The 21,111-nt window shown below is 68.0% G+C and carries 22 protein-coding genes and 1 tRNA gene; 15 read left to right on the plus strand and 8 right to left on the minus strand.

Translation table 11 applies throughout. The annotated features are described in order from the left end of the window. The first annotated feature begins 161 nt into the window (after positions 1-161). Positions 162-1,451 carry an adenylosuccinate synthase gene (locus ACFFJC_RS08935; RefSeq protein WP_379487143.1) on the plus strand — a complete coding sequence of 430 codons (1,290 nt, stop codon included), beginning with the start codon at positions 162-164 and terminating at the stop codon, positions 1,449-1,451. Positions 1,452-1,549: 98 nt separating this feature from the next. Beyond that, complete coding sequence (locus ACFFJC_RS08940; RefSeq protein ID WP_379487144.1) at positions 1,550-2,041, plus strand: L,D-transpeptidase family protein; 492 nt, start codon at positions 1,550-1,552, stop codon at positions 2,039-2,041. 3 nt (positions 2,042-2,044) lie between these two features. On the opposite strand, the gene ACFFJC_RS08945 is transcribed toward ACFFJC_RS08940, so the two are convergent. Then, complete coding sequence (locus ACFFJC_RS08945) at positions 2,045-2,758, minus strand: DJ-1/PfpI family protein (protein WP_379487145.1); 714 nt, start codon at positions 2,756-2,758, stop codon at positions 2,045-2,047. Between the two features lie 191 nt (positions 2,759-2,949). On the opposite strand from ACFFJC_RS08945, the gene ACFFJC_RS08950 reads away from it, so the two are divergent. From ACFFJC_RS08950 to ACFFJC_RS08970, 5 genes are read left to right on the plus strand one after another with little or no spacing between them, the layout of a single operon-like run. Continuing rightward, entirely contained in the window at positions 2,950-3,402 is a 453-nt protein-coding gene (locus tag ACFFJC_RS08950) for a MarR family winged helix-turn-helix transcriptional regulator (RefSeq protein ID WP_379487146.1), read from the plus strand. After that, the gene (locus ACFFJC_RS08955; protein WP_379487147.1) at positions 3,399-5,453 is read left to right on the plus strand and encodes an FUSC family protein; all 2,055 of its coding nucleotides are present in this window, start codon (positions 3,399-3,401) and stop codon (positions 5,451-5,453) included. The genes ACFFJC_RS08950 and ACFFJC_RS08955 overlap by 4 nt, the downstream gene beginning before the upstream one ends. Further along, positions 5,450-5,665 carry a DUF1656 domain-containing protein gene (locus tag ACFFJC_RS08960; RefSeq protein ID WP_379487148.1) on the plus strand — a complete coding sequence of 72 codons (216 nt, stop codon included), beginning with the start codon at positions 5,450-5,452 and terminating at the stop codon, positions 5,663-5,665. The genes ACFFJC_RS08955 and ACFFJC_RS08960 overlap by 4 nt, the downstream gene beginning before the upstream one ends. Continuing rightward, positions 5,662-6,585 carry an efflux RND transporter periplasmic adaptor subunit gene (locus tag ACFFJC_RS08965; protein WP_379487149.1) on the plus strand — a complete coding sequence of 308 codons (924 nt, stop codon included), beginning with the start codon at positions 5,662-5,664 and terminating at the stop codon, positions 6,583-6,585. Before ACFFJC_RS08960 ends, ACFFJC_RS08965 begins: the two co-directional genes overlap by 4 nt. 5 nt (positions 6,586-6,590) lie before the next feature. Beyond that, positions 6,591-8,018 carry an efflux transporter outer membrane subunit gene (locus ACFFJC_RS08970; RefSeq protein ID WP_379487216.1) on the plus strand — a complete coding sequence of 476 codons (1,428 nt, stop codon included), beginning with the start codon at positions 6,591-6,593 and terminating at the stop codon, positions 8,016-8,018. A 15-nt stretch (positions 8,019-8,033) separates the two neighbouring features. On the opposite strand, the gene ACFFJC_RS08975 is transcribed toward ACFFJC_RS08970, so the two are convergent. Beyond that, positions 8,034-8,201, minus strand: coding sequence for a DUF1674 domain-containing protein (locus tag ACFFJC_RS08975; RefSeq protein ID WP_379487150.1), 168 nt, complete (start codon positions 8,199-8,201; stop codon positions 8,034-8,036). Between the two features lie 55 nt (positions 8,202-8,256). Between ACFFJC_RS08975 and ACFFJC_RS08980 the strand changes: the two genes are divergently transcribed. After that, a complete protein-coding gene (locus tag ACFFJC_RS08980) occupies positions 8,257-9,489 on the plus strand; it encodes an RsmB/NOP family class I SAM-dependent RNA methyltransferase (RefSeq protein ID WP_379487151.1) in 1,233 nt (410 codons plus the stop codon). A gap of 3 nt (positions 9,490-9,492) precedes the next feature. On the opposite strand, the gene ACFFJC_RS08985 is transcribed toward ACFFJC_RS08980, so the two are convergent. Further along, positions 9,493-10,566, minus strand: a complete 1,074-nt coding sequence (locus ACFFJC_RS08985; RefSeq protein ID WP_379487152.1) for a choice-of-anchor A family protein — start codon at positions 10,564-10,566, stop codon at positions 9,493-9,495. 191 nt (positions 10,567-10,757) lie between these two features. Then, positions 10,758-11,288 carry a peptide-methionine (S)-S-oxide reductase MsrA gene (gene msrA, locus ACFFJC_RS08990; protein WP_379487153.1) on the minus strand — a complete coding sequence of 177 codons (531 nt, stop codon included), beginning with the start codon at positions 11,286-11,288 and terminating at the stop codon, positions 10,758-10,760. A 115-nt stretch (positions 11,289-11,403) separates the two neighbouring features. On the opposite strand from msrA, the gene ACFFJC_RS08995 reads away from it, so the two are divergent. The 4 genes from ACFFJC_RS08995 to ACFFJC_RS09010 all read left to right on the plus strand — a co-directional run bounded on the left by ACFFJC_RS08995 (position 11,404) and on the right by ACFFJC_RS09010 (position 13,829). Then, entirely contained in the window at positions 11,404-12,258 is an 855-nt protein-coding gene (locus ACFFJC_RS08995) for a class I SAM-dependent methyltransferase (RefSeq protein ID WP_379487154.1), read from the plus strand. Between the two features lie 71 nt (positions 12,259-12,329). Beyond that, positions 12,330-13,193: an N-carbamoylputrescine amidase gene (aguB, locus tag ACFFJC_RS09000; protein WP_379487155.1), complete on the plus strand. Its 864-nt coding sequence runs from the start codon at positions 12,330-12,332 to the stop codon at positions 13,191-13,193. 21 nt (positions 13,194-13,214) lie between these two features. Further along, a complete protein-coding gene (gene folK, locus ACFFJC_RS09005) occupies positions 13,215-13,724 on the plus strand; it encodes a 2-amino-4-hydroxy-6-hydroxymethyldihydropteridine diphosphokinase (protein WP_379487156.1) in 510 nt (169 codons plus the stop codon). A gap of 29 nt (positions 13,725-13,753) precedes the next feature. Then, positions 13,754-13,829: transfer RNA gene (locus ACFFJC_RS09010), tRNA-Lys, on the plus strand. Between the two features lie 450 nt (positions 13,830-14,279). Here ACFFJC_RS09010 and ACFFJC_RS09015 read toward each other — a convergent pair. Next, positions 14,280-15,662 carry a YadA-like family protein gene (locus ACFFJC_RS09015; protein WP_379487157.1) on the minus strand — a complete coding sequence of 461 codons (1,383 nt, stop codon included), beginning with the start codon at positions 15,660-15,662 and terminating at the stop codon, positions 14,280-14,282. Positions 15,663-15,935: 273 nt separating this feature from the next. On the opposite strand from ACFFJC_RS09015, the gene ACFFJC_RS09020 reads away from it, so the two are divergent. Continuing rightward, positions 15,936-16,067 carry a hypothetical protein gene (locus ACFFJC_RS09020; RefSeq protein WP_379487158.1) on the plus strand — a complete coding sequence of 44 codons (132 nt, stop codon included), beginning with the start codon at positions 15,936-15,938 and terminating at the stop codon, positions 16,065-16,067. A 129-nt stretch (positions 16,068-16,196) separates the two neighbouring features. Here ACFFJC_RS09020 and ACFFJC_RS09025 read toward each other — a convergent pair whose 3' ends face one another. Then, positions 16,197-16,409, minus strand: a complete 213-nt coding sequence (locus ACFFJC_RS09025) for a hypothetical protein (protein ID WP_379487159.1) — start codon at positions 16,407-16,409, stop codon at positions 16,197-16,199. Positions 16,410-16,763: 354 nt separating this feature from the next. Here ACFFJC_RS09025 and ACFFJC_RS09030 point away from each other — a divergent pair, with 354 nt between their 5' ends. After that, complete coding sequence (locus ACFFJC_RS09030) at positions 16,764-17,069, plus strand: hypothetical protein (RefSeq protein WP_379487160.1); 306 nt, start codon at positions 16,764-16,766, stop codon at positions 17,067-17,069. Positions 17,070-17,072: 3 nt separating this feature from the next. Here the strand turns inward: ACFFJC_RS09030 and ACFFJC_RS09035 are convergent, their stop codons facing one another. Together ACFFJC_RS09035 and ACFFJC_RS09040 are read right to left on the minus strand one after the other, a co-directional pair. After that, a complete protein-coding gene (locus ACFFJC_RS09035; protein WP_379487161.1) occupies positions 17,073-17,717 on the minus strand; it encodes an OmpA family protein in 645 nt (214 codons plus the stop codon). Then, complete coding sequence (locus ACFFJC_RS09040; protein WP_379487162.1) at positions 17,714-19,549, minus strand: cation:proton antiporter; 1,836 nt, start codon at positions 19,547-19,549, stop codon at positions 17,714-17,716. Before ACFFJC_RS09040 ends, ACFFJC_RS09035 begins: the two co-directional genes overlap by 4 nt. 189 nt (positions 19,550-19,738) lie before the next feature. Here ACFFJC_RS09040 and ACFFJC_RS09045 point away from each other — a divergent pair, with 189 nt between their 5' ends. Beyond that, entirely contained in the window at positions 19,739-21,058 is a 1,320-nt protein-coding gene (locus ACFFJC_RS09045) for a chloride channel protein (RefSeq protein ID WP_379487163.1), read from the plus strand. Positions 21,059-21,111 lie beyond the last annotated feature (53 nt).

The following is a 21,111-nucleotide window of genomic DNA, read 5'->3' on the forward strand; positions in this document are numbered from 1 at the left end:
CAGGATCGTGACGCGGCCGCCGGCATGCAAGCGGCAAACTGTAATGAAGGGTAACCGCCCCTGGCGCGTCACATATCGTCGCCCATGCCTTGCCCTGCCGCGCGGCTTCCCGTAGGGCGCGCGCGGTATTTCTTCCGAAACAGCAGTGAAAGCGCAGCACGTTGGCCAACGTAACCGTGATCGGCGCCCAGTGGGGCGATGAGGGCAAGGGCAAGATCGTGGACTGGCTCGCCAGCCGCGCCGATGCCGTGGTGCGCTTCCAGGGCGGCCACAACGCCGGCCACACGCTTGTCGTCGGCGAGCAGGTGTACAAGCTGAGCCTGCTGCCCTCGGGCATCGTCACCGGCACGCTCTCGATCATCGGTAACGGCGTCGTGCTCGACCCCTGGCACCTCAAGTCCGAGGTCGAGAAGCTGCGCGGGCAGGGCGTCGAGATCAATTCCGAGAACTTCGCGATCGCCGACAACTGTCCGCTGATCCTGCCGGTCCACCGCGAGCTCGACGGGCTGCGCGAAGCGGCGGCGGGTGCCGGCAAGATCGGTACCACGGGGCGCGGCATTGGCCCGGCCTACGAGGACAAGGTCGGGCGCCGCGCGATCCGCGTGTGCGATCTTGCGCACCTGGACGCGATGGAGCCGCAGCTGGATCGCCTCTGCGCCCATCATGACGCGCTGCGCGCCGGCTTCGGCCAGCCTCCGATCGACCGGGAAGCGCTGCTGAACGAACTGCGCGAGATCGCGCCCTTCGTGCTGCAGTTCGCGCAGCCGGTCTGGCGCCGTCTCAACAAGGTGAAGAAGGCCGGCGCACGGATCCTGTTCGAAGGCGCACAGGGCGTGCTGCTCGACGTCGACCACGGGACCTATCCGTTCGTCACCAGCTCGAACACGGTGTCGGGCACTGCTGCCTCGGGCTCCGGGCTGGGGCCTTCGGCGACCGGCTTCGTGCTGGGCATCGTCAAGGCCTACACCACCCGCGTCGGCTCGGGTCCGTTCCCGACCGAGCTCGAGGACGAGACGGGCCAGAAGCTGGGTGAACGCGGCCACGAATTCGGCACCGTCACCGGGCGCAAGCGCCGCTGCGGCTGGTTCGACGCGGTGCTGACGCGCCAGTCCTGCGCGATCTCGGGCGTGACGGGCATCGCGCTGACGAAGCTCGATGTGCTCGATGGCTTCGAGAGGGTGCGGATCTGCACCGGCTACCGCCTGCGGGGCAAGGTGCTGGACTACTACCCCAGCCATGCCGCCGACCAGGAAGCGGTCGAGCCGATCTACGAGGAGATGGACGGCTGGATGGGCACCACCGCCGGCGCCCGGTCCTGGGCGGATCTGCCGGCGCAGGCGATCAAGTACATCCAGCGCGTGCAGGAACTGATCGAAACTCCCGTGGCGCTGGTCTCGACGAGCCCGGAGCGTGAGGATACGATCCTGGTGCGGGACCCTTTCGCGGACTGAGCTCCACAATGACCAGGTTCGAAGTGCTTGCAGCGTATCGGAGGAGGCGGACGCAGCGGCAGTTCGATCCGCTGTCCCTCGGCACCGGAGCCTGAGCATTGCTCCGGTTCGCGCCGCTGCTGCTGCTCCTCGCGGTAGGGAATGCAGAGGCGCAGGCTCCACTGGTGCTGCCGGCGATCGAACTGATCCGCGTTCACAAGGCGGCGCGGTCGATGGAGCTGTTTGCTGCAGACCGCCTCGTCCAGGTCATCGCGGATATCCAGCTCGGCGGTGAGCCCATCGGGCCCAAGCGCTTCGAGGGCGACCAGCGAACGCCGGAGGGGCGATACACCATCGACTGGCGCAACCCGGAGAGCGCCTATCACCTTTCGCTCCACATCTCCTACCCTAACGCGGCCGACCGCGCCCATGCGGCCGGACAGGAGCGCTCGCCCGGCGGGATGATCATGATCCACGGGCAGCCGAACGCATGGTCAGGAGCCCGGGTGCCCGGCGACTGGACCGATGGCTGCATCGGCGTCTCCGACGAGGAGATCGAGGCGCTCTGGGATGCGGTGCCCGACGGCACCGCGATCGAGATCCTGCCGTAGCGATCAGGGGACGAGCGCCGCCTCCGCAGTCAGGAATGGCGCGACGATGCCCAGCGCCCGCTCCACGTAGAGCGCCTTTTCTCCGACCGGAGCGACATAGTGCATGGATGCCCTATCACTCGCTGGCGGAGGCGCACCGCCGGCTGGGCGCGCATCTGGGTGCCGGTTCGACTTACGAGCGGGCGAGCTATCCCGGGCTGCCTCCTCGGCCGCGCCAAGCGAGGCGCCGCGCGCGATGAGCCATGTCGCGAGGTATTGCGAGGCGAGGCACCCGCCGGCGGTCGCCACGTTGCCATGTGCGGCAAACGGGGCATCGACGATGTTCGCGCCCGCCTCGACCGCCCAGGGCTTGCTGGTGAGATCGGTACAGGCGGGGAGATCGCCGAGCAGCCCGAGCTTGGCGAGCAGGAGCGTGCCGGAACACTGCGCCCCGATCAGCTGGCGGGTGGGATCGAGCGTGATCTGCGCCATGAGGGCCGGGTCGGCGGCGACGTCCCGCGTGCGCATGCCGCTCCCGATCAGCACGGCGTCCGCTTCGGCGGCAAAGGACATTGGCCTCTGGCGCTCGACGGTCACGCCGTTCATCGAGGTCACGCGTTCGGCGGGAGCGGTGATGTAAGCCGCCCATCCGCGGCTGCGCATGCGATTGAGGATCGAGGCCGCCACGAACGAATCCAGCTCGTTGAAGCCTTCGAACGTCAGCACTGCGATCTGCATCTTGCCTCTCCGCGGGGAATGGGACCTCGCGCCTAGTCTATCATGAGGCAAGATGCAGCCTGAAACCCCGAGAAAGAGCTCGCGCATTGGGTCAAACGGCAACGAATTGCGTTTTGCGACATTGCTGCTCTGTGAATCGCACACGGGCGCGACATTGCGGCACGATAGTTAGGAGCCTAACTAACCACCCCATGCCCGACCGACTCGTCCTTGCCCACGATCTTGCCACGCAGCTCAGCCCGGTTGCCCGGGCCTGGCGGCAGCTGGCAGACCGCATCCTGTCCTCGCTGGAGATCTCCAACTCGGAGGGCTGGGCGCTGGTCCATCTCGAGCGGCTCGGCGCGGGTGCGCGGCAGGGCGACCTGGCGCGGGCCATCGGCATCACCGAGGCCTCCCTCGTCCCCACGATCCGCCAGCTGGAGCGCGGCGGGCTCGTGGCGCGGCTGCCGGACGAGGGCGACCGCCGGGCCAACCGCCTCCATCTCACCGGCGCGGGCGCCAGGCTGGCCCGCAAGGCGGAGGCCCGGCTGGTCGCCCTGCGCTCCGCACTGCTCGAAGGCATTCCCGACGCGGAACTGGAGGCCGCGGTGCGCCTCCTGGGCACGGTGGCAGGGCGCATCGCCGGGATGAGGGAGCGCCCATGAACGCCGCCCCGCTCGCGCGCTGGGGCATGCCCGCCGCGCTGTTCTCGCTCAAGGCCTATGCTGCGGGCATGCTGGCCGCCTATATCTCGTTCTCGATCGGGCTGGAGCGGCCTTACTGGGCGTTCCTCACGTCCTACATCGTGGCTGCGCCGCTGGCCGGCGCGGTCATCTCGAAGGCCCTGTTCCGCGTCATCGGCACCTTCATCGGCGCGACCGCCTCGGTCATCATGGTGCCTCCGCTCGCCCATTCGCCCGAGCTGCTGACGCTGGCCATCGCCTCGTGGCTGGCGCTCTGCGTCTTCGTCTCGCTGCTCGACCGCACGCCGCGCAGCTACATGTTCGTGCTGGCCGGTTACACGGCCGTGCTCATCGTGCTGCCCGCGGTGAACACGCCCGGCGAGATCTTCACCGATGCTTCGCTGCGCGTTCAGGAGATCACCATCGGCATCCTGTGCGGCAGCCTCGTTCACGGCGTGGTGCTGCCCAACTCGGTGTCCACGTTCCTGCTCGGCAGGGTGGCCATGATGCTGCGGGACGCCGAGCGCTGGAGCCGGGATTCGCTCGAACTTGAGCCCGATCCCAGGGTGGAGGCGGAGCGGCGGCGGCTGGCGCAGGACGTCACCGAGTTGCACCAGCTGTCCATCCACTTGCCCTTTGAGACCAGCCGCCCGGCACCCCGCGTGCGCGCCGTCCGGGCGCTGCAGGACCAGCTTTCGCTGCTCATGCCGCTCGGCGCCGCGGTGGCCGACCGGGTCGCCGCCCTGCGTGAGCGCGGCACCCTCAGCGCCGCTGCCGCCTCGCTCCTGGCCGACACGAGGAGCTGGCTGGGCACGATCGAGGGCGAGCGCGCGGAACGCGAGCGGATCGCCACGGGGCTCAAGGCGCGCTGCGTGGCGCTCGAGCCCGAGGTCGCACCTGAAGCGGCGTGGGACGACCTGCTCCAGCTCAGCCTCGGCTCCCGCCTCGCCAGCCTGATCGATGCCCACCTGGACTGCCGCGACCTGGCCGAGCAGCTCGGCACGCCCGACCGCAAGCCGGTCTCGCCGCGCATCCCGCGCCTGCTGGAGGGACGCCGCAACCGCGAGCTGCACCGCGACCTGGCCGGCGCGTTGCGGGGGGCGGCCGGAGCGGCGATCACCATCGTCGTGGGCTGCGCGCTGTGGATCGGCAGCGGATGGCACGACGGATCGACCGCGGTGATGCTCGCCGGCGTGTTCCTGGCGCTGTTCTCCGCCTCGGACAACCCGCTGGTGCCGCTGTGGATGTTCTTCTGGGGGACGCTCATCGCCAGCGTGCTGGGCATGGTCTACGCCTTCGCCATCCTGCCGCGGATGGACGGCTTCGCGGAGCTCGCGGTCAGCCTTGCGCCGATGCTGCTGGTGCTCGGCTCGCTGATGCACTCGCCGCGCTTCGCCGGCATCGCGCTGCCGGCGCTGCTGGGGCTGGGCAGTCCCTTCATCATAGCGATTCAGTACAACGACAATTTCGAAAGCTTCGCCAACGGCTCGCTGGCGCAGCTGCTGGGCGTGCTCTTCGCCATCGTCATGGCGCGCCTGCTGCAGACGGCGGGCGTGGAGCATGCGATCCGGCGCACGCTGCGGGCCGGGTGGCGCGACATCGCGGAGCGGGCCAACCTGATGGGCCCGCCCGACGTGCGCGGCTGGATCAACCGGATGCTGGATCGCATCGCGCTGCTCTCGCCGCGCCTGGCGCTGGCGGGCAAGCAGCCGGGCGAACCGCTGTACGACGTGCTGCGCGACTTGCGCACCGGCGTGGCCATAGCCGAGCTGCGCCAGCTGCGCCTCGAGCTTCCCCCAGGGCGCGCCGCCCCGCTGACGGCGGTGCTGGCCGAGGTCGGCGCCTACTATCGCCACATGGAGCCGGAGGAACGCACGCCCGCCGACCCGGAACTGCTGGAAGACATCGATGCGGCGCTGCACCGCTTCACGAAGGACGAGGACCGCTCCGTGCGCCGCCAGGCCGCGCTTGCGCTGGTCTCCCTGCGCCGCAACCTGTTCCCGGAAGCCGCCGCTCTGAGAGGCACGCTATGAACGGCGAAATCGCCATCCTGGGCGTCTACATGCCCACCATCCTGCTGCTCGCGGTGGTGGCCGCCGTGCTGACCCTACCGTTGCTGCGCCTGGCCGACTTCGCGGGCCTCTATCGTTTCGTCGCCTATCGCGCGCTCGTCGACGTGTGCCTCTACGTCCTCGTCCTCGGCGCGCTTTCCCTCCTGGCCCCCTACCTCGGTTTCCATCCATGAAGAACCTCCTCCCCGCGATCGGCCGCAGCGCCGCCACCATCGTCATCGTCGCCATCGCCGTGATCGTCGCGGTCTGGATGTGGCACCACTACGAGCGCAGTCCCTGGACCCGTGACGGCCGCGTGCGCGCAGATGTCGTACGCGTGACTCCGGACATCGGGGGTCTCGTCACTTCCGTGGCAGTGCGTGACAACCAGGTGGTCCGGGCCGGGGACCTGCTCTTCGTCATCGACCGCCCCCGCTATTCGCTGGCGGTGGAACAGGCCGAGGCAAGCGTGGCGAGCGCGAAGGCCACGCTCGGCCAGGCGCAGCGCGAATCGTCCCGCGACCTCGCGCTCGGCGATCTCGTCGCCACCGAAGCGCACGAGCAGAATGTGGCGCGCGTGGCTACGGCACGCGCGGCCCTGGCGGAGGCGCAGACCCAACTGGACGGTGCAAGGCTCAACCTGACGCGTACGCAGGTCAAGGCCTCGGTGAACGGCACGGTGACCAACCTCGACCTCCACCCGGGGGACTATGTCGCCGCCGGGAGCCAGGCGATGGCGCTGGTCGACGACGATTCGATCCGCGTCGAAGGCTACTTCGAAGAGACCAAGCTCCCGCTGATCCGTGTCGGCGCCCCGGTGACCGTTCACCTGATGGGAGAGGCGCAACCTCTCAGGGGTCAGGTGGAAAGCATTGCCGCGGGCATCAACGACGACAGCCGCAGCGATGCCGGAAACTTGCTACCCAACGTGGAAGCGACGTTTTCCTGGGTACGGCTGGCGCAGCGCATCCCCGTGCGGGTCAAGCTGACCCAGGTCCCACGGGATGTACGCCTGATCCTGGGCCGCACCGCCACCGTCACCATCGAGCAGCACGATGCCGCGCCAGCGCGCCGGGCCCGTCCCGCGGCCCAGGCAACGGGAGCGCAGCGATGACGCGGATGCGCAAGACAGCCGCGCTCGCCACGGCGCTGCTTCTCTCTGCCTGTGCGACTGCGGGGCCGGACTATCGGCCGCCGCAGCAGTCCGCGGCGAATCGCCCCTCGGCTGAGGGCGCTTTCCTTTCGGCCAAGGGAGATGCGTTCTCTCCGGCGCCTCTGCCCGATCGCTGGTGGCGGCTCTACGACGATCCCCGCCTCGATGCCCTGGTGGAAGAGGCGCTCGGCGCCAATGCGGACTTGCGAGTCGCGGACGCCAACCTCCAGCGGGCGGAAGCCGTGGTGCGCGAAGCGGCGGCGGCGCGGACGCTCTCGACCGGCATATCGGGCGGCCTCGATCTGTCGCGCCAGTCGCAGACCGGCGGCGCACTGCCGGGCGTCGTGACCGACAACCTGGGCCTCGCCCTCAGCTATCCGCTGGACCTTCGCGGCAAGCTGCGCCGCGCGATCGAAGCCAGTGAGGCGGATCGTGAGGCCGTCGAGGCCGCGCGCGATGCCGTGCGGGTCAGCGTCGCCGCCGCGTCCACGCGCGCCTATGCGAGCGTCTGTGCCGCCAACTACCAGCTGGCGGTGAGCCAGCGCGTGGTGGAACTCCAGCGCCAGACCCTCGATGCCACGCGCCGGCTCCAGCGCGGAGGACGGGGCACCGCCTTTGACGTGAGCCGCGCGGCCGCGGCGGTGGAAGCCAGCTCTGCCGCGCTGCCGGCGTTCACGGCCGCGCGGCAGAACGCGCTCTATCTCCTGGCGACCTTGCTGGGGCGCGCCCCGGCAGATTACCCGCGCGAGGCTGCCGCGTGCACGAGCCTGCCCCGGCTCGCCGGCGGGCTGCCGGTGGAGGATGGCGCGGCGTTGATCCGTCGGCGGGCCGACATCCGCCAGGCCGAACGGGCGATCGCTGCGGACACCGCCCGCGTCGGGGTGGCCACTGCCGACCTCTACCCGCAGGTCAGCATCGGCGGCTCGCTGGGGTTGTCCGGCCCGCTGGAGGACTTCGGCAGCGGCGACAGCTTCGGCTTCAGCCTCGGTCCACTGCTGAGCTGGTCGTTTCCGAACCGACCGGCTGTGCGCGCCCGGATCAGGCAGGCCGACGCCCAGGTCCGCGCCGACGTCGCCAACTTCGACGGGGCTGTACTGGAAGCCCTACGCCAGGCGGAAACGGCCATGGAAACGTACGCCCGTGATCGCGAGCGGGCTGCGGCGCTGCGCCGCGCGAGCGATGCGGCGGCGCTTTCGGCTGCACAGGCGGGCAAGCTGTTCCGCTTCGGGCGCAGTGACTTCCTCGACCTGCTGAGCGCGCAGGCAAGCCTGGCTTCGGCAGAGGTCAACCGCGCCGCGGCGGAGGCGTCCCTGGTGGACGACCAGATCGCGGTGTTCCTGGCCCTGGGCGGAGGATGGCAGCGCGATGCCACGGCGCCGCAGGCAAACCCCTGAAGGGGCCGCGGCGGGTCAGAAGTCGATCGCGATGCCCTTGTGCACCCAGTCGCCATAGCGGGTGGGCGACAGGCCCTCGGGATCCTTCTCGTCCTTGGCCCCGGCGGGCGGGGGCACGGGGTCGTTCGTCCAGTGCGAAGGCTTGGTGAAGCCTGCCGGACGCTGGGTGGCGCGCTTGGTCATGGGCTGCATGTGGTGCCGCTGGCGGCAAATGGCAATCCGGTATAGGGGCACGGCGATGGACATACCCGGCCTTCCGGCGCGCCAAGCCGCGCTCCACCTCATCGATGCCGTTCTGCGCCGGGGCGAGACGCTCGACCAGGCTGGCGGCGCGGCGCTGGCGCGCGTGCGCGGCGACGCGGACCGCGCGCTCGCCCGCGCCATCGCCGGAGAGGCGCTGCGCTGGAAGCAGGATCTCGACGCGCTGATCGATTCGGCCACGCGCCAGCGTCTGCCCGACGACGCCAAGCCGCGCGCCGTGCTCCAGCTGATGCTGGCACAGGTGCTGCGCCTCGAGACCCCGGCCCACGCGGTCATCGCGACGGGCCTGCCGCTGCTGGCGGGAGGACCGCGGCGGCTGGCGCACGGCGTGTTCTCGACGCTGATGAAGCGCGGTGCGACGTTGCCGGCGGTCCCCACTTTGCCGCAGTCCTGCATGGCCCGGTGGGGCGAGCGTGCGGGCCCGATCGCAGCCGGGCTGGCCGAGCCGCCGCCGCTCGACCTTGCCTTGCGCGATCCGGGCGCCACGCAGGAGTGGGCCGAACGCCTGGGCGGCGTCTCCCTGATCCCCGGTCACCTGCGCCTGCCGCGCGGCGCGGCCGTGGAGAGCCTGGAAGGCTTTCGCGAGGGTGCCTGGTGGGTGCAGGATCTTGCCGCCAGCCTGCCGGCGCGGTTGCTGGGGGCAGGGCAGGGCAGGACGGTGCTGGATCTATGCGCCGCGCCCGGGGGCAAGACCATGCAGCTTGCGGCCGCCGGGTGGCGGGTCACCGCCCTGGACAATGCCAAGCGGCGGCTGGAGCGCCTGCGGGAGAACCTGGCACGCACCGGGCTCGATGCCGAGGTGGTCCTCGCGGATGCGCTGGCATGGGAACCCGAGGACCGCTTCGACGCCATCCTTCTCGACGCGCCCTGCACGGCGACGGGCACGGCCCGGCGCCATCCCGACGTGCTCCACCGCGTCGGCGAGCGCCAGATCGCGGAGATGGCCGAGCTGCAGGCGCGCATGCTGGAGCGCGCCGCCGCCTGGCTGCAGCCGGGCGGAACGCTGGTCTACGCCGTGTGCTCGCTGGAAGCTGCCGAGGGCGAAGGGCAGGCTGCTCCGAAGGGACTGACGCCGGCACCCGTCACGGGCAGCGAACTGCCCGCAGGTATCGTGCCGACCGCATCCGGGTGCCTGCGCACCGACCCCGGCATGCTGGCCGAGGCCGGGGGGCTGGACGGGTTCTTCGTCTCGCGCTGGATCCGCGACTGAGGGTCAGGCCGCCAGCGTGCGGCGGCGGCGCCAGAACACCAGAGCGCCGAAGGCCAGGGCGAGCAAGCCGACCACGCCGGGCTCCGGCACCGCGGTGCCGCCGGAGGACGAGCTACTTCCGCCCGGCGTGCCGGGATCGCTCGGCGACGGATTGTAGCTGCCGGTATAGGTGCCGATGTGCATCTCGCCGTTCTGGACAAGGCTGCCGAACACGGCCGAGCCCTGGATGTAGTTCGCCGTCGTGGCCGCGGCGCCGGGCGCGAGCACCGACCCGCCCCAGGCGGTGGTCAGCGACAGCGTCTCGGCATCCGGGAAGTTCCAGATCACGTGCTCGCCCAGGTTCTGCGTGCCGCCCAGGAAGTTGTCGTTGAGCGTGATCGCGGTCCCGGACACGTTGACGATGGCCGTGTCGGCGCCGTTCAGGTTGAACTGGATCTCGCCGATCTTGTCGAGGTCCGCGGCCGAAATGTTGAACACGGCCACCCCATTGGCATCGGGCTGCGCGTTGAAGGTGCCGCGGTTCCCGCTGATCGTCAGCTGGCTGTTCGCCGCCTGCGTCTCCATCGTGTGGCTGAGGCCGGTCATCGATGTCTCGATGAGGCTCTTCTGCTGCACGAGGTTCTGGGTGAACGACGGGTCGCTGGCGGAGAGCCCGGACGTGACCGTGTTGTTGTTGACGTTGGTGTTGCTGATGGAGCCGCCCACCAGCACCGTCTGCGCCGCGCCGTTGAGGTTAAAGCCGCTGCTGACGTTTCCGCCGACGACCGCGCCCGAGCCGTTGTTGAGGTTCTTGTGCCCGCCGAGCACGTCACCCACCACCGTCAGCCCGGGCGTGCCCGTGCTCGAGGCGGGAAGCGACTGGATCTGGTAGTTGGACGAATTGCCCGAAAGGTTGCCGCCCACGAACGTGCGGCCTTCCACCTCGGAGGACGAGGTGAGATCGCCCAGCACCACCAGGTTCCAGGTTCGCAGCACGTCGGTGCCCGAGATCAGCGTGGGATCGGCCAGCACCGGGCTCGCGACGAGCGCGGCGGCCAGAGCGGCGAGCGAAAGCGGTGCGGTACGGAAACGGGCCATCGTTGCGGTCTCGGTCGGGCGGAAGTGCCGATGCCCGTGCTTGTATGATGAACGGCCCGTTTAGGAAGCGCGACTTCGCCACCGTCCCTGAGTGGAACAGGATTGGGCGAAGCCGGCATCCTTCATCATTTCTGAACGATTGGCGGTCTGACCCGCGGCCGCTGCGGATTTCGCCGCTACGGCCGCTGCGGTCAGGCCTTGACCTTGCCCTGGAAGCTCTTGCGCAGCTTCATCAGCTTGGGCGGGATCAGGGCCAGGCAGTAGGGGTTGCGCCGTCCTTCGCCCTCCCAGTATTCCTGGTGGTAGTCCTCGGCCGGGTACCACGGCGCGGGCCCCTCGATCGTGGTCACCGCCGTCTCGCCCGGGTGCTCCGCGTTCCACCGCCCGATCGCGGCCGCGGCTTGCGTGCGCTGCGCGTCGTCCAGCGGAAAGATCGCCGAGCGATACTGCGTGCCGATGTCGTTGCCCTGCCGGTTGAGCTGCGTCGGATCGTGGGTGCCGAGGAAGACGTCGAGCACGTCCGCATAGGAGATCGCCGCAGGATCGTACTCCACCTTGATCGCTTCGGCATGGCCGGTCGTACCGGAACAGACCTGCTTGTAGGTGGGGTTGTCGACCGAGCCGCCGATATAGCCGCTCTCCACCGCCGAGACGCCCACCACGTCGCGGAATACCGCCTCGGTGCACCAGAAGCACCCGCCAGCCACGATTGCCGTTTCCATCTTTGTCACACGTCCTCAAGGAGAAGGGGTCGAACGGGTAGATAGGGATGGTACAGCCGCTTGTCATTGCCCCCAGGAGGGCTAGTCTCGGCCACCGCTCTCACAGGAGACTTCGATGCACCGGACCCTGCTGACCCTGTCCTCATGCCTCGCTATTGCCGCCTTATCGACCGCTGCCGCCGCGAAAGAGGCCGCACCGCCTGCGTGCCAGGGCTGCCGGGCCGCGCTGGAGCGGGCCGCCGGCAGTCCCCTGCGCCAGGAGGACCGCGCGCGCGACCAGTACCGCCATCCCGTTGAAACACTGTCCTTCTTCCGCGTCGGTCCGCGGGCGAAGGTCGGTGAATACGCCCCTGGCGGAGAGTGGTACTCGCGTTTCCTCGGGCTTTATCTCGGGCCGCAGGGGCGCCTCGTCGGCCTCTACTTCGACCCGACCAGCGGCCCTTTCAAGCCGGAGACCCAGGCCGGCATCCGCAAGGGCGCGCAGGGTTACGCAGCCGACGTCGCGAAGGCCACCGGCCTTCCGGCCGACCGGTTCTCCGCCTACACGCTCGACGCGGTGCCGGCGGGCGAGGCGGGCACCTTCGACGTCATCATCGTTCCGCGCATGCTGCACAACCTGATGCGCTGGAACATCGCCGACAGCGAGATCAAGGTGCTGCGCACTCTGCTCAAGCCCGGCGGCCTGATCGGGATCGAGCAGCACCGCGCCAAGCCCGACGCGCCCTTCTCCTATGCCGATGGAAGCAAGGGCTACCTGCGCGAGGCGGACGTCGTCCGCTTTATGGAGGTGAACGGCTTCGACCTCGTCGACACGTCCGAGATCAGCGCCAATCCCAAGGACAGTGCCGACTGGCCGGAGGGCGTGTGGACCCTGCCGCCCACCCTTGCGCTCAAGGACCAGGACCGTGCCAAGTACCAGGCCATCGGCGAGAGCGATCGCATGACGCTGCTGTTCCGCAAGCGGGATTGAGCCGCGCGGGCGCTTGCGAAGGCGGCCTCCCAGTCTGGACTTCGAGGCCGGCAATCCATACCTGAGGCGCCATGACTGAGATCACCGTCGCCGCGCTCCAGCTCGCTCTCGCATCCGCGGACGAGGCCGAGAACATCGCCGCCGTCTCCGCCCTCGTCGAGGAGGCGGCCGGGAAGGGCGCGCAGCTGGTGCTGCCGCCGGAGCTTTTCTCCGGCCCCTACTTCTGCAAGACCGAGGACGAGGCCCTCTTCGCGCTGGCTCGGCCGACGACGGAGCATCCGTCCGTGCGCGCCATGCAGGCGCTTGCCGCGAAGCTGGACGTTGCCATCCCGACGAGTTTCTTCGAGCGCGATGGGCACCACTACTACAACACCCTCGCGATGATCGACGCCGGTGGCGAGATCCTCGGCACTTATCGCAAGAGCCACATCCCGGACGGCCCCGGATACGAGGAGAAGTACTACTTCCGCCCCGGCAACGACGGGTTCAAGGTCTGGGACGTGTTCGGCACGCGCATCGGCGTCGGCATCTGCTGGGACCAGTGGTATCCGGAAGCCGCGCGCGTGATGGCGCTGATGGGGGCGGAACTGCTGCTGTATCCCACCGCGATCGGCTCCGAGCCCTACGACGCCAGCCTGGACACCAGCCGCATGTGGCGCCGGGCGATGGTGGGCCATTCGGTGTCGAACTGCATGCCGGTGATCGCCGCCAATCGCATCGGCCCCGAGACCGAGTGCGGGAGCGAGCAGAGTTTCTACGGGCACTCCTTCATCACCGACGAATGGGGCGACTTCGTCAGCGAGTTCGGGCGTGAGGAGACGGGCGTGCTGACCGCCACGCTCGACCTCGCCCGCGCAGCCCGGCACCGCGCCGGAATGGGCTTCTTCCGTGACCGTCGGCCGCAGCTCTACACCCGTATTGCGCAGGACGTCTGAACCCGAGGGGAGGGGCGGGGCTTGGATGCTCATCGCTATCTGGTGGCGCTGGGATCGAACATGCGCCACCCGCGCTACGGCACACCGCGCCGCGTCCTCGCCGCCGCCGTCGCTGCGATGGCGGAGGAGGAGTTCTCCGTCCTCGCCCTCTCACCGATGATCGAAAGCGCGCCCTTGGGCCCCTCGCACCGGCGCTACGCCAATGCGGTCGCCGCGGTGAGCTCTAGGTTGAAACCGGACGACGCGCTGGAGCGCCTTCACCAGGTCGAGCATAGCTTCGGACGCTGTCGCCGCGGGCAGGCCTGGGGGGCGCGCGTGCTCGATCTCGACATCGTGCTGTGGAGCGGCGGCGCCCATGTCGCCCGCGCGGACCGCGCTGAGCTGGTGATCCCGCATGCGGCGTTCCGCCACCGCCGCTTCGTGCTCGACCCGGCGGCGGCGCTCGGCGGCGACTGGCGCGATCCGCTGACCCACCTGACGCTGCGCCAGCTACGCGCCCGCTTGACCAAGCCCCGCTCGACCCTTAGGTGACCCCGACCTGATCGCCACGCGCGTCCCGGGGGCCCTTAGCTCAGTCGGTAGAGCAACTGACTTTTAATCAGTAGGTCGCTGGTTCGAACCCAGCAGGGCTCACCATTTTACAACGACTTAGAGCGGGATGACGTGGTCCTGAATCGTTGGGGGATTCCCATAGAGGCGATGGTCTGATTCAAGGTACAGGCTGGTGAAAGGTGGCCGGGCTGCATGGCGAAATCGTATTCGAGGGAACTGCCCGCCGAGCAGTTGCGCCCCGCGATCACGCGGCGGCGGGCGCCGTGGAGAAGCATCAGGGCGGCTGGCCCCACGATGAGGCTGAGCTGCTGGAGGTCTTCAATCGAATGTGGAGACGGATGATAGCAGGTGGGTACCTGCATGATCGGCGGCTCATGGGCATTGCCAGCGCAAATCCGCAGGACGGCACTATGATCGAGACCGCAGGCCTTAACGGTGCTGAGTCGCTGAAAAATTTCTGCCAGGCGCCTTCTACCCAGACGCCGCCGGCTCGGGCGGGTGCACAGCGATATGCCCCCGCCCTTCAAAGCAGGTTTACCAGCCGACGGTAAATCCAACTCGGCCAGCAGTTTTGCCGCCCTTGTTGAAACCGGTGGCGACGCCAGCATTTACCGCGACGTTGTCGGAAACCATGGCTCCCATCTGGAATGCGCCCGCTTGAGCACCATCAAAGGTTGCGAGGTTTGCTGTGAGATTGAACGACGTATTCGGGAGGAAGGTGTTTCCGCTCATCGCGACCGCGACAGCCGTCGATGACGCGATCTTGCGACCGAGGCGATCGACCTTCCGCTCGATATTCTCGACCCGGGTGGTCAGCGTGTCGACGCGAGCACCCAGGGTGTTGAGCTGTGTGCCGAGGGCGAGATCCGCTGCTGCGCGTGCATTGGATTCGCTCTGCAGATCTGCCGCGACCTGCTTGCGCGCAGCCTCCTCGTTGGCGATGCGCTGGTTGAGGGTGTTGTCCGCCTGCGTCCGCGCCGCGGCTTCCGCAGCGATGTCCCTCGTGTGCGCAAGGTCCGCGGCGATTCGGGCTTGTGCCTCAGTGTCGAGTTGAGCCTTATTGACTGCATCGCTCGCGAGGGTGCCAGCGGCGAGACCCGTGACCTTTGAGCCATTCATCTCGATCCCGGCAGTGACCGCGATCATTGGCGTGGTAAGCCCGGTTTCATCCAGCTGCGTGGTAACCGTCTGTGCAACATCCATTTCAAGGCCAAATGGGCTGATGTACTCGAGCACTCCATCGACGGAACTGATACCCGGATTTGCGACCACCGTCGCCGTCCCTGTCAGCGTTCCAAACTGGAGCGAGCCTGGAAGAGATTGAGAGAAGGTGCCTGCCACAGCTGTCGAATTATTGACCACCGCCGTAGGATCCACAGATCGTAGGGTAAAGTATCCCTCATCGCTTCCAAAACTATCCCACTCACCGTCGTCGATCGAAATGCCGATCTGAGATACGTTGAACGAATTGAAGGAGAAATTGGTGTCGGTGAAATATGTATATTGACCATTATTCACTACATAATGCACCTCGGAATCGTAGTTGGCAGAAGCGAGTATTTCAAGATTGTCGCCGATTTCGTCGAATAACAAGCTGGGCGAAATTCCGAACCCTGTGATTTCTAATCCATCGACCTGAAGCTGTCCGTCGAAAGCGATGTTCGCGTTGCTGCGAATTTCTATCCCGCCGCCAGGGAAAGGCGTAATCACCGAGGGAGCATTGGACGTTACGACGCGGGTTCCAATGACTGGGGTTGTACAGTTGCTGTTGACCTGAACCCTGCAGAAATCGTTCAACGGTATTGTTTCGCCATTGAGCGACTGCGCAGTCGCAGTAGTCGCTTCAGCAGCAGCCATCGTGGTAAGGAAGGCGCAAGAAAGCGCCAGCCGCGAAGCGCGGCCGCGAAAAATTTTCATCTGATGTCACACCCCTGTGTTCTGCATGAGTCGCAGACATCACCGGATTGTCGGAGGATGTTCAAATGGCAAGCCGAAATCGGCAGGCCTCTTTCTCCGGAACTGCGCGATCGCCATCGCGGCGCGTTTTCGCTGGCCGCAAGGCCCCCGGCCTAGCGTTGACAATGACCTCCGCCCCGCTCGTCCCGCGGTCAAAACGAGAGTCTGCCGGTTTGATAATCGTGCTCCCCACCGGCAAAAACGCGTCCGTGGAAGCGGCAGGCTATCGATGGGATGGCAGGCACATTCTCCGCGGGAGGCGATGCGACCAAGGCTTTCAGCGCGAGCGAGATGGAGAAGCTGCCCGCCAAGATCCGGCAACTGGTGGTGGAGTGGGATTTCTCAGCGAAAGCCTTCGGTCGATGAGGGTGGATCGCAGACGGGCGATGGTTGAATCTGCTCACCAGCGCCTGTGGATCTCGCCGCAACGCCCACTGCTGCGGATCAGCCGCTCGTCGTATTATTACGCGAGGTTGGCGCGGCAGGCTGCTTTGTTCAGGCGCGCCTTGCGGCGGGTCTCGGCGACTTCCGGGGGAACACGCGCTGCAGGAAGTTGCGGCCGGCGGAATCGCTGCCAGTGTCCGCATCCATCGCCCGGAGCAGATCCATCATGTCCTGCGGGAGGTCGGCCGGGGCCAACTTGTAGCGCGATTTGAAGAGGCTCCCCATGGCCGTCAGGTGCTCGGAAGGAGTAACGGGCATGGTCATCGTGCTTTGTCCGGGTCGGGTACGTGCGCTTTGCTCGATCGGAACGGGAATCGAGCTTCTGCCATTAGAATTGTTTTTTATGCCCGAGGGTTCCAGCCGTAGATGAGAAACATGGCGCGGCCGCTGGTTTTATGCGTTCTCTGAAAGTGGACGTGAAAGGGACCAGCAACAGCATTCTCGTCCGGGAGCCCTGTACCGTGCACAATATCGTTCACCGCTTGGGCCAGATACTTCGGCCCACTCCTGAATAGGACCGCGCGGACAAGGAAATCGCGCTTACCGCGCATCATCGCGCCTACATTGGCAAGTCTTTCGTTCGGGAGTATGGCGGCCCCCGGAGGAGGCTGGCCGGTCATGATGCGCTACGAAGAGAAGCCGTTTCTTCGATTTCTGGACGGATACGTCCTGTGGGCCATCGACGCCTTGGATGATAAGCAGCAGGCCCTGTTGGACGATTTCGGCGCCTCGCTGGGGGAGGAAGACGGCGCTGCGACCTGCTGGCGCGACTTCGTTTCCGTCCGGATGCACTTGCCCGAGGATTTCGCAGCCTGGATCAAGGCGACCTGGACCAAGGTGGAGGAGGACGCGGCTCGCGACGGGCGGCAGGCCAATCCCACCGAGTTCGCGCGGCTGTTCGTAGACGTCAACTTCCCGAACTGAGTCTCATTGCGCCTTGCTCGTCGGCTTGGGCGATGGTCCGGGGCTTTCGTCCGGCGCGTCCGCCGGCGGCTCGGGCGGTTCGACCCTGATCTCGACCCGTCGGTTCTTGCGTCGCCCTTCCGGATCGTCGCTTCCATCGAGCTTGCGATTGGGCGCCAAAGGCCGTGCTTCGCCCAGCGGAATGACGGTGATCCGCGCCTCATCGATGCCCTTGCCTTCGAGGTAATCGCGAACGGCTTCGGCTCGGCGCCGGGAAGCCGCGAGATTCTGCGAATCGGTGCCGCGCGAATCGCTGTGCCCCCAGATCGTGATCGTGCCGCCGGCGGCGACCGTCGGGCTGGAGACCATCGTGTCGAGTGCCGCCAGGCCTTCCGGCTCGGGCGTGGTCCCCTTGGCCGGGAAGGGGATGGTGAGTTCCAACGGCTCCGGCGCCGGCGGGAGGACCGGGGCGGCTTCCAGGTCCGCCCGGATGATCGATTTCGTCGGTGCGGCGGCTTCGTCGACGGCGGTCACACCCGGCTGGGCCTCTTCGGTGCCTTCGGCGGCCGGCTGGGTGACATCCGGAGCGGGCACCGCAGGTGGATTGCAGCCGCAGAGCATCAGGCTCGCTGCGGACGAGATGACCGTTAGCGCCGGCATGCCTCTCATGCGTTCGCCTCCTTCTTCTGGGTCTGGCGTGAACCGTCCCCCTCGCCATGGCGGGAAGGGCCGTAGGAAACGATGACGTCCCCCGATTGGGGGGTGGGGCGCGAGGCATGGGTGAAGAAGCGGATGCGCCCGTCCTTGCGGAGCACGAACAGCATGTCTGCCTCGTCGGCCAGGGCCGCCTGCGCATCGGAGAAGGCGAACTGCTCGCTGATGCGGGTCTTGCGGAAAGCCCAGCCTTGCGCTTCGCGGTCCATGATCTCCTCCACGCCGTGGCCGGAGGCGAACATGGCGCGCCCGCGCAGAGCCTCGGGCAGGCTGCGATGATCCTCGTCGTCGCCCGAACCGCCGAGCTGGTACACCGAGTCACGGCCGAAGTCCGGCGCGAACTCGCTGCACACCAGGGCGTTGTAGGCCTCGTTCTCGGTGGTCGCGACCAGGACCTGGAACTGGGTGAGGTCGAGACGCTCCTCGGTCGATTCGGCCAGGATCTCCCCATGATAGGTGGCGATGCCGGCCTGCCGCGGCAGGGAAAGCCGCTGCCAGCTGGTGTCCGCGATCATCACCGGCAGCTCCAGCGAGCGCAACTGACGCGCCAGCGACAGGCTCCAGGGCGTGCTGCCGACGATCAGCAGCCCCTTCTGCACGGCGCCGGTCACCTTGAGCCAGCGGGCCACGTGGCGGATGCTGAAGCCGTGGGCGACGATGGTGGCGGTCACGACGGCAAACGAAAGGGTCACCAGGATGCTGCCGTCGCCGTAGCCCAGCTGGTCGAGGCGCAGCGCGAACAGGCCCGAGACGGCCACTGCAACCACACCGCGCGGTGCAATCCAGGCGACGAGCAGGCGTTCGTTCCACGGGATCTTGCTGAAAGCCAGAGCGAGCAGGACCGTCGCGGGGCGGACCAGGAACAACAGCGCGACAAGGAAGGCGAGGAAGCGCCACTCGAACTGGCGCAGGACGTCCAGCTCCAGCGAGGCCGAGAGCAACACGAACACGCCCGAGATCAGGAGGACGGTCACGTTTTCCTTGAAGGGGTGGATGTCACGCAGCGAATCCAGGTGCATGTTGGCGATCGCGACGCCCATCACGGTCACCGCCAGAAGACCGGTCTCCTGCTGGATCGTGTTCGACAGCACGAACGTGGCGATGACCGCCACCAGCAGCACGGGCGCCTTGAGGTATTCGGGCACATGTCCGCGGGGAAAGGCCCAGGCGATGGCTCTCGCCACCGCGTAGCCGATCAGCCCCGCCACCGCGGCTGCGGCCAAGAGCGAGGCGATCACGGAGAGCAGCGTCCCGCCTTCGTCGGCGCGACGCAGGTACTCGTAGGTAATCACCGCACAGAGTGCGCCCAGCGGATCGTTGACGATCGCTTCCCACTTGAGGATCGCACGGGGGCGCGCGGCGACGTTGCTCTGCCGCAGCAGGGGAATGACCACCGTCGGTCCGGTCACGACGAGGATCCCGGCGAACAGGATCGCCACCGGCCACACCAGCCCGGCGACATAGTAGCAGGCCACGGACCCGAGCACCCAGCCGAGCGGAACGCCGATCACCATCAGGCGCATCACCGCGCCCTCGGTCTTGCGCAACTCGCGGAAGTTGAGGCTGAGCCCGCCCTCGAACAGGATCAGGGCCACCGCGACCGACACCATGGGCTCCAGCAGTTCGCCGAAGGTATGCTCCGGGACGACGAGGCCGGTTACCGGCCCTGCCAGGACGCCCGCAGCGAGCATGAGGGCGATGGCGGGCCAACCGGTGCGCCATGCGATCCACTGCGCACCGATCCCGAGAATGCCGATCAGCGCGAAAACGAGGGCCTGTTGCTCCATTTAGGAAGCATAACCACCGGGGCCGCATAAGGTAACCGCGCGCGCCTCATTTTCTCGAGCGTGAGGTTACGGCCCTGGGCGGATGTCGCGCGGCGGGTGGACTTCGCGCGCGGTTCGAACCATGAGGCGGACGATCTTCGCATGTCCACCGCGTCTTGCGCGCCGAGCCGAACCCGAGAGTTGCCCCTGGTGTCGTCGCTGAACCGTTTGCTTCCCCGCCGCTTGCGCGTGGTGCTGCGCCGCCACGGGCCGGAGGCGCTGGTCTGGCGGCGACGGGTGGCGATCGTCGGCGGCGCCGTGCTGGTGGGCCTCGTCGCGCTGGTCTTCGCGGAGGTCGCGGACCGGGCGAACGCCTGGTTCCATCTCCTGTCCGCGCGCTGGTGGTGGGCGCCGCTGCTGGTCACGCCGGCGGGCTTCGCCGCCATCGCCTGGCTGACCAACCGCTTCGCGCCACTGGCGCGGGGCTCGGGAATCCCGCAGGTGATGGCCGCCACCAAGAATCCGCAGGCCGCCCTGTCGACGCTGGTCTCGCTGCGGGCGGCGGTCGCCAAGTTCGTCCTGACGGCGGCCGCGCTGCTGACCGGGGCGTCGGTCGGGCGCGAGGGGCCGACAGTGCAGATCGCCGCCGCCATCATGGGCCACATGCACCGGATCCTGCGCATTCCGCTGCGCTCGTCGGTCTACATCGCGGGGGGCGCGGCGGGCGTGGCGGCGGCCTTCAACACGCCGCTGGCCGGAGTGGCCTTCGCGATCGAGGAACTGGCCGCGGCCTATGAGCAGCGCATGACGCTGCTGGTGATGGCGGCGGTGCTGATCGCGGGCATGGTCAGCCTGGGGATCGCGGGTGACTACATCTACTTCGGCGCGATGCGGCAGACGCTCAGCCTGCCGCAGGCCCTGGTGGTGACGCCGGTGGCGGGCGTCGTCGGCGGGCTGGCGGGCGGGATGTTCTCGCGGCTGATGCTCTCGGCCGGCACGACGCCGCTGGCGGCCATGGTCTGGCTGCGGGCCCGCCCGGTGGTGTTCGCGGCGGCCTGCGGCGGCGTGGTCGCGATCCTGGGCGTCGCCACCGGGCTGACCTGGGGGACCGGCTACGAGGCCGCGCACACCATCATCGCGGGGGCCGACGTGCCCGCCTGGTTCGGCGCCGCCAAGTTCGCAACGACGCTGGCGACCGCCGTTTCCGGCCTTCCGGGCGGCATCTTCGCGCCCTCGCTGTCGATCGGGGCGGGCATCGGCGACCTGCTGAGGACGCTGTTCCCTGGCTATCCGCCGGGCGCCATCGTGCTGCTGGGGATGGTGGGATACTTCACCGGAGTGGTGCGGGCCCCGCTGACCGCGGTGATCATCATCTCGGAGACCACGGCCAGCCGGGGCTTGATGATGCCCTTGCTGGCCGCGGCGCTGGTGGGCGAGTTCGCGGCCCAGCTGGTGTGCAAGGAGAAGCTGTACCACGGCCTGTCGCAGCGCTTCCTGCCGGCAGCCGGGGCGCGCGCGCCGCGCCCGTGATGAGCGCCGCATTAGCGCGCAGTTAGCGCGCAGTTAGCGCGCAGTTAGCGCGC

It is taken from the genome of Novosphingobium soli (assembly GCF_042432915.1).
GTDB lineage: Bacteria > Pseudomonadota > Alphaproteobacteria > Sphingomonadales > Sphingomonadaceae > Novosphingobium > Novosphingobium soli.

Coding starts and splice junctions, on each gene's coding strand:
- ACFFJC_RS08985 (WP_379487152.1), bottom strand. CDS start 10,566: ATGGCCCGTTTCCGTACCGCACCGCTTTCGCTCGCCGCTCTGGCCGCC.
- ACFFJC_RS08995 (WP_379487154.1), top strand. CDS start 11,404: ATGCACCGGACCCTGCTGACCCTGTCCTCATGCCTCGCTATTGCCGCC.
- ACFFJC_RS09040 (WP_379487162.1), bottom strand. CDS start 19,549: ATGGAGCAACAGGCCCTCGTTTTCGCGCTGATCGGCATTCTCGGGATC.
- ACFFJC_RS08975 (WP_379487150.1), bottom strand. CDS start 8,201: ATGACCAAGCGCGCCACCCAGCGTCCGGCAGGCTTCACCAAGCCTTCG.
- ACFFJC_RS09030 (WP_379487160.1), top strand. CDS start 16,764: ATGATGCGCTACGAAGAGAAGCCGTTTCTTCGATTTCTGGACGGATAC.
- ACFFJC_RS08980 (WP_379487151.1), top strand. CDS start 8,257: ATGGACATACCCGGCCTTCCGGCGCGCCAAGCCGCGCTCCACCTCATC.
- ACFFJC_RS08945 (WP_379487145.1), bottom strand. CDS start 2,758: ATGCAGATCGCAGTGCTGACGTTCGAAGGCTTCAACGAGCTGGATTCG.
- ACFFJC_RS08965 (WP_379487149.1), top strand. CDS start 5,662: ATGAAGAACCTCCTCCCCGCGATCGGCCGCAGCGCCGCCACCATCGTC.
- ACFFJC_RS09015 (WP_379487157.1), bottom strand. CDS start 15,662: ATGAAAATTTTTCGCGGCCGCGCTTCGCGGCTGGCGCTTTCTTGCGCC.
- ACFFJC_RS08955 (WP_379487147.1), top strand. CDS start 3,399: ATGAACGCCGCCCCGCTCGCGCGCTGGGGCATGCCCGCCGCGCTGTTC.
- ACFFJC_RS08960 (WP_379487148.1), top strand. CDS start 5,450: ATGAACGGCGAAATCGCCATCCTGGGCGTCTACATGCCCACCATCCTG.
- ACFFJC_RS09025 (WP_379487159.1), bottom strand. CDS start 16,409: ATGACCATGCCCGTTACTCCTTCCGAGCACCTGACGGCCATGGGGAGC.
- aguB (WP_379487155.1), top strand. CDS start 12,330: ATGACTGAGATCACCGTCGCCGCGCTCCAGCTCGCTCTCGCATCCGCG.
- msrA (WP_379487153.1), bottom strand. CDS start 11,288: ATGGAAACGGCAATCGTGGCTGGCGGGTGCTTCTGGTGCACCGAGGCG.
- ACFFJC_RS09020 (WP_379487158.1), top strand. CDS start 15,936: ATGGCAGGCACATTCTCCGCGGGAGGCGATGCGACCAAGGCTTTCAGC.
- ACFFJC_RS08950 (WP_379487146.1), top strand. CDS start 2,950: ATGCCCGACCGACTCGTCCTTGCCCACGATCTTGCCACGCAGCTCAGC.
- ACFFJC_RS09035 (WP_379487161.1), bottom strand. CDS start 17,717: ATGAGAGGCATGCCGGCGCTAACGGTCATCTCGTCCGCAGCGAGCCTG.
- ACFFJC_RS08970 (WP_379487216.1), top strand. CDS start 6,591: ATGCGCAAGACAGCCGCGCTCGCCACGGCGCTGCTTCTCTCTGCCTGT.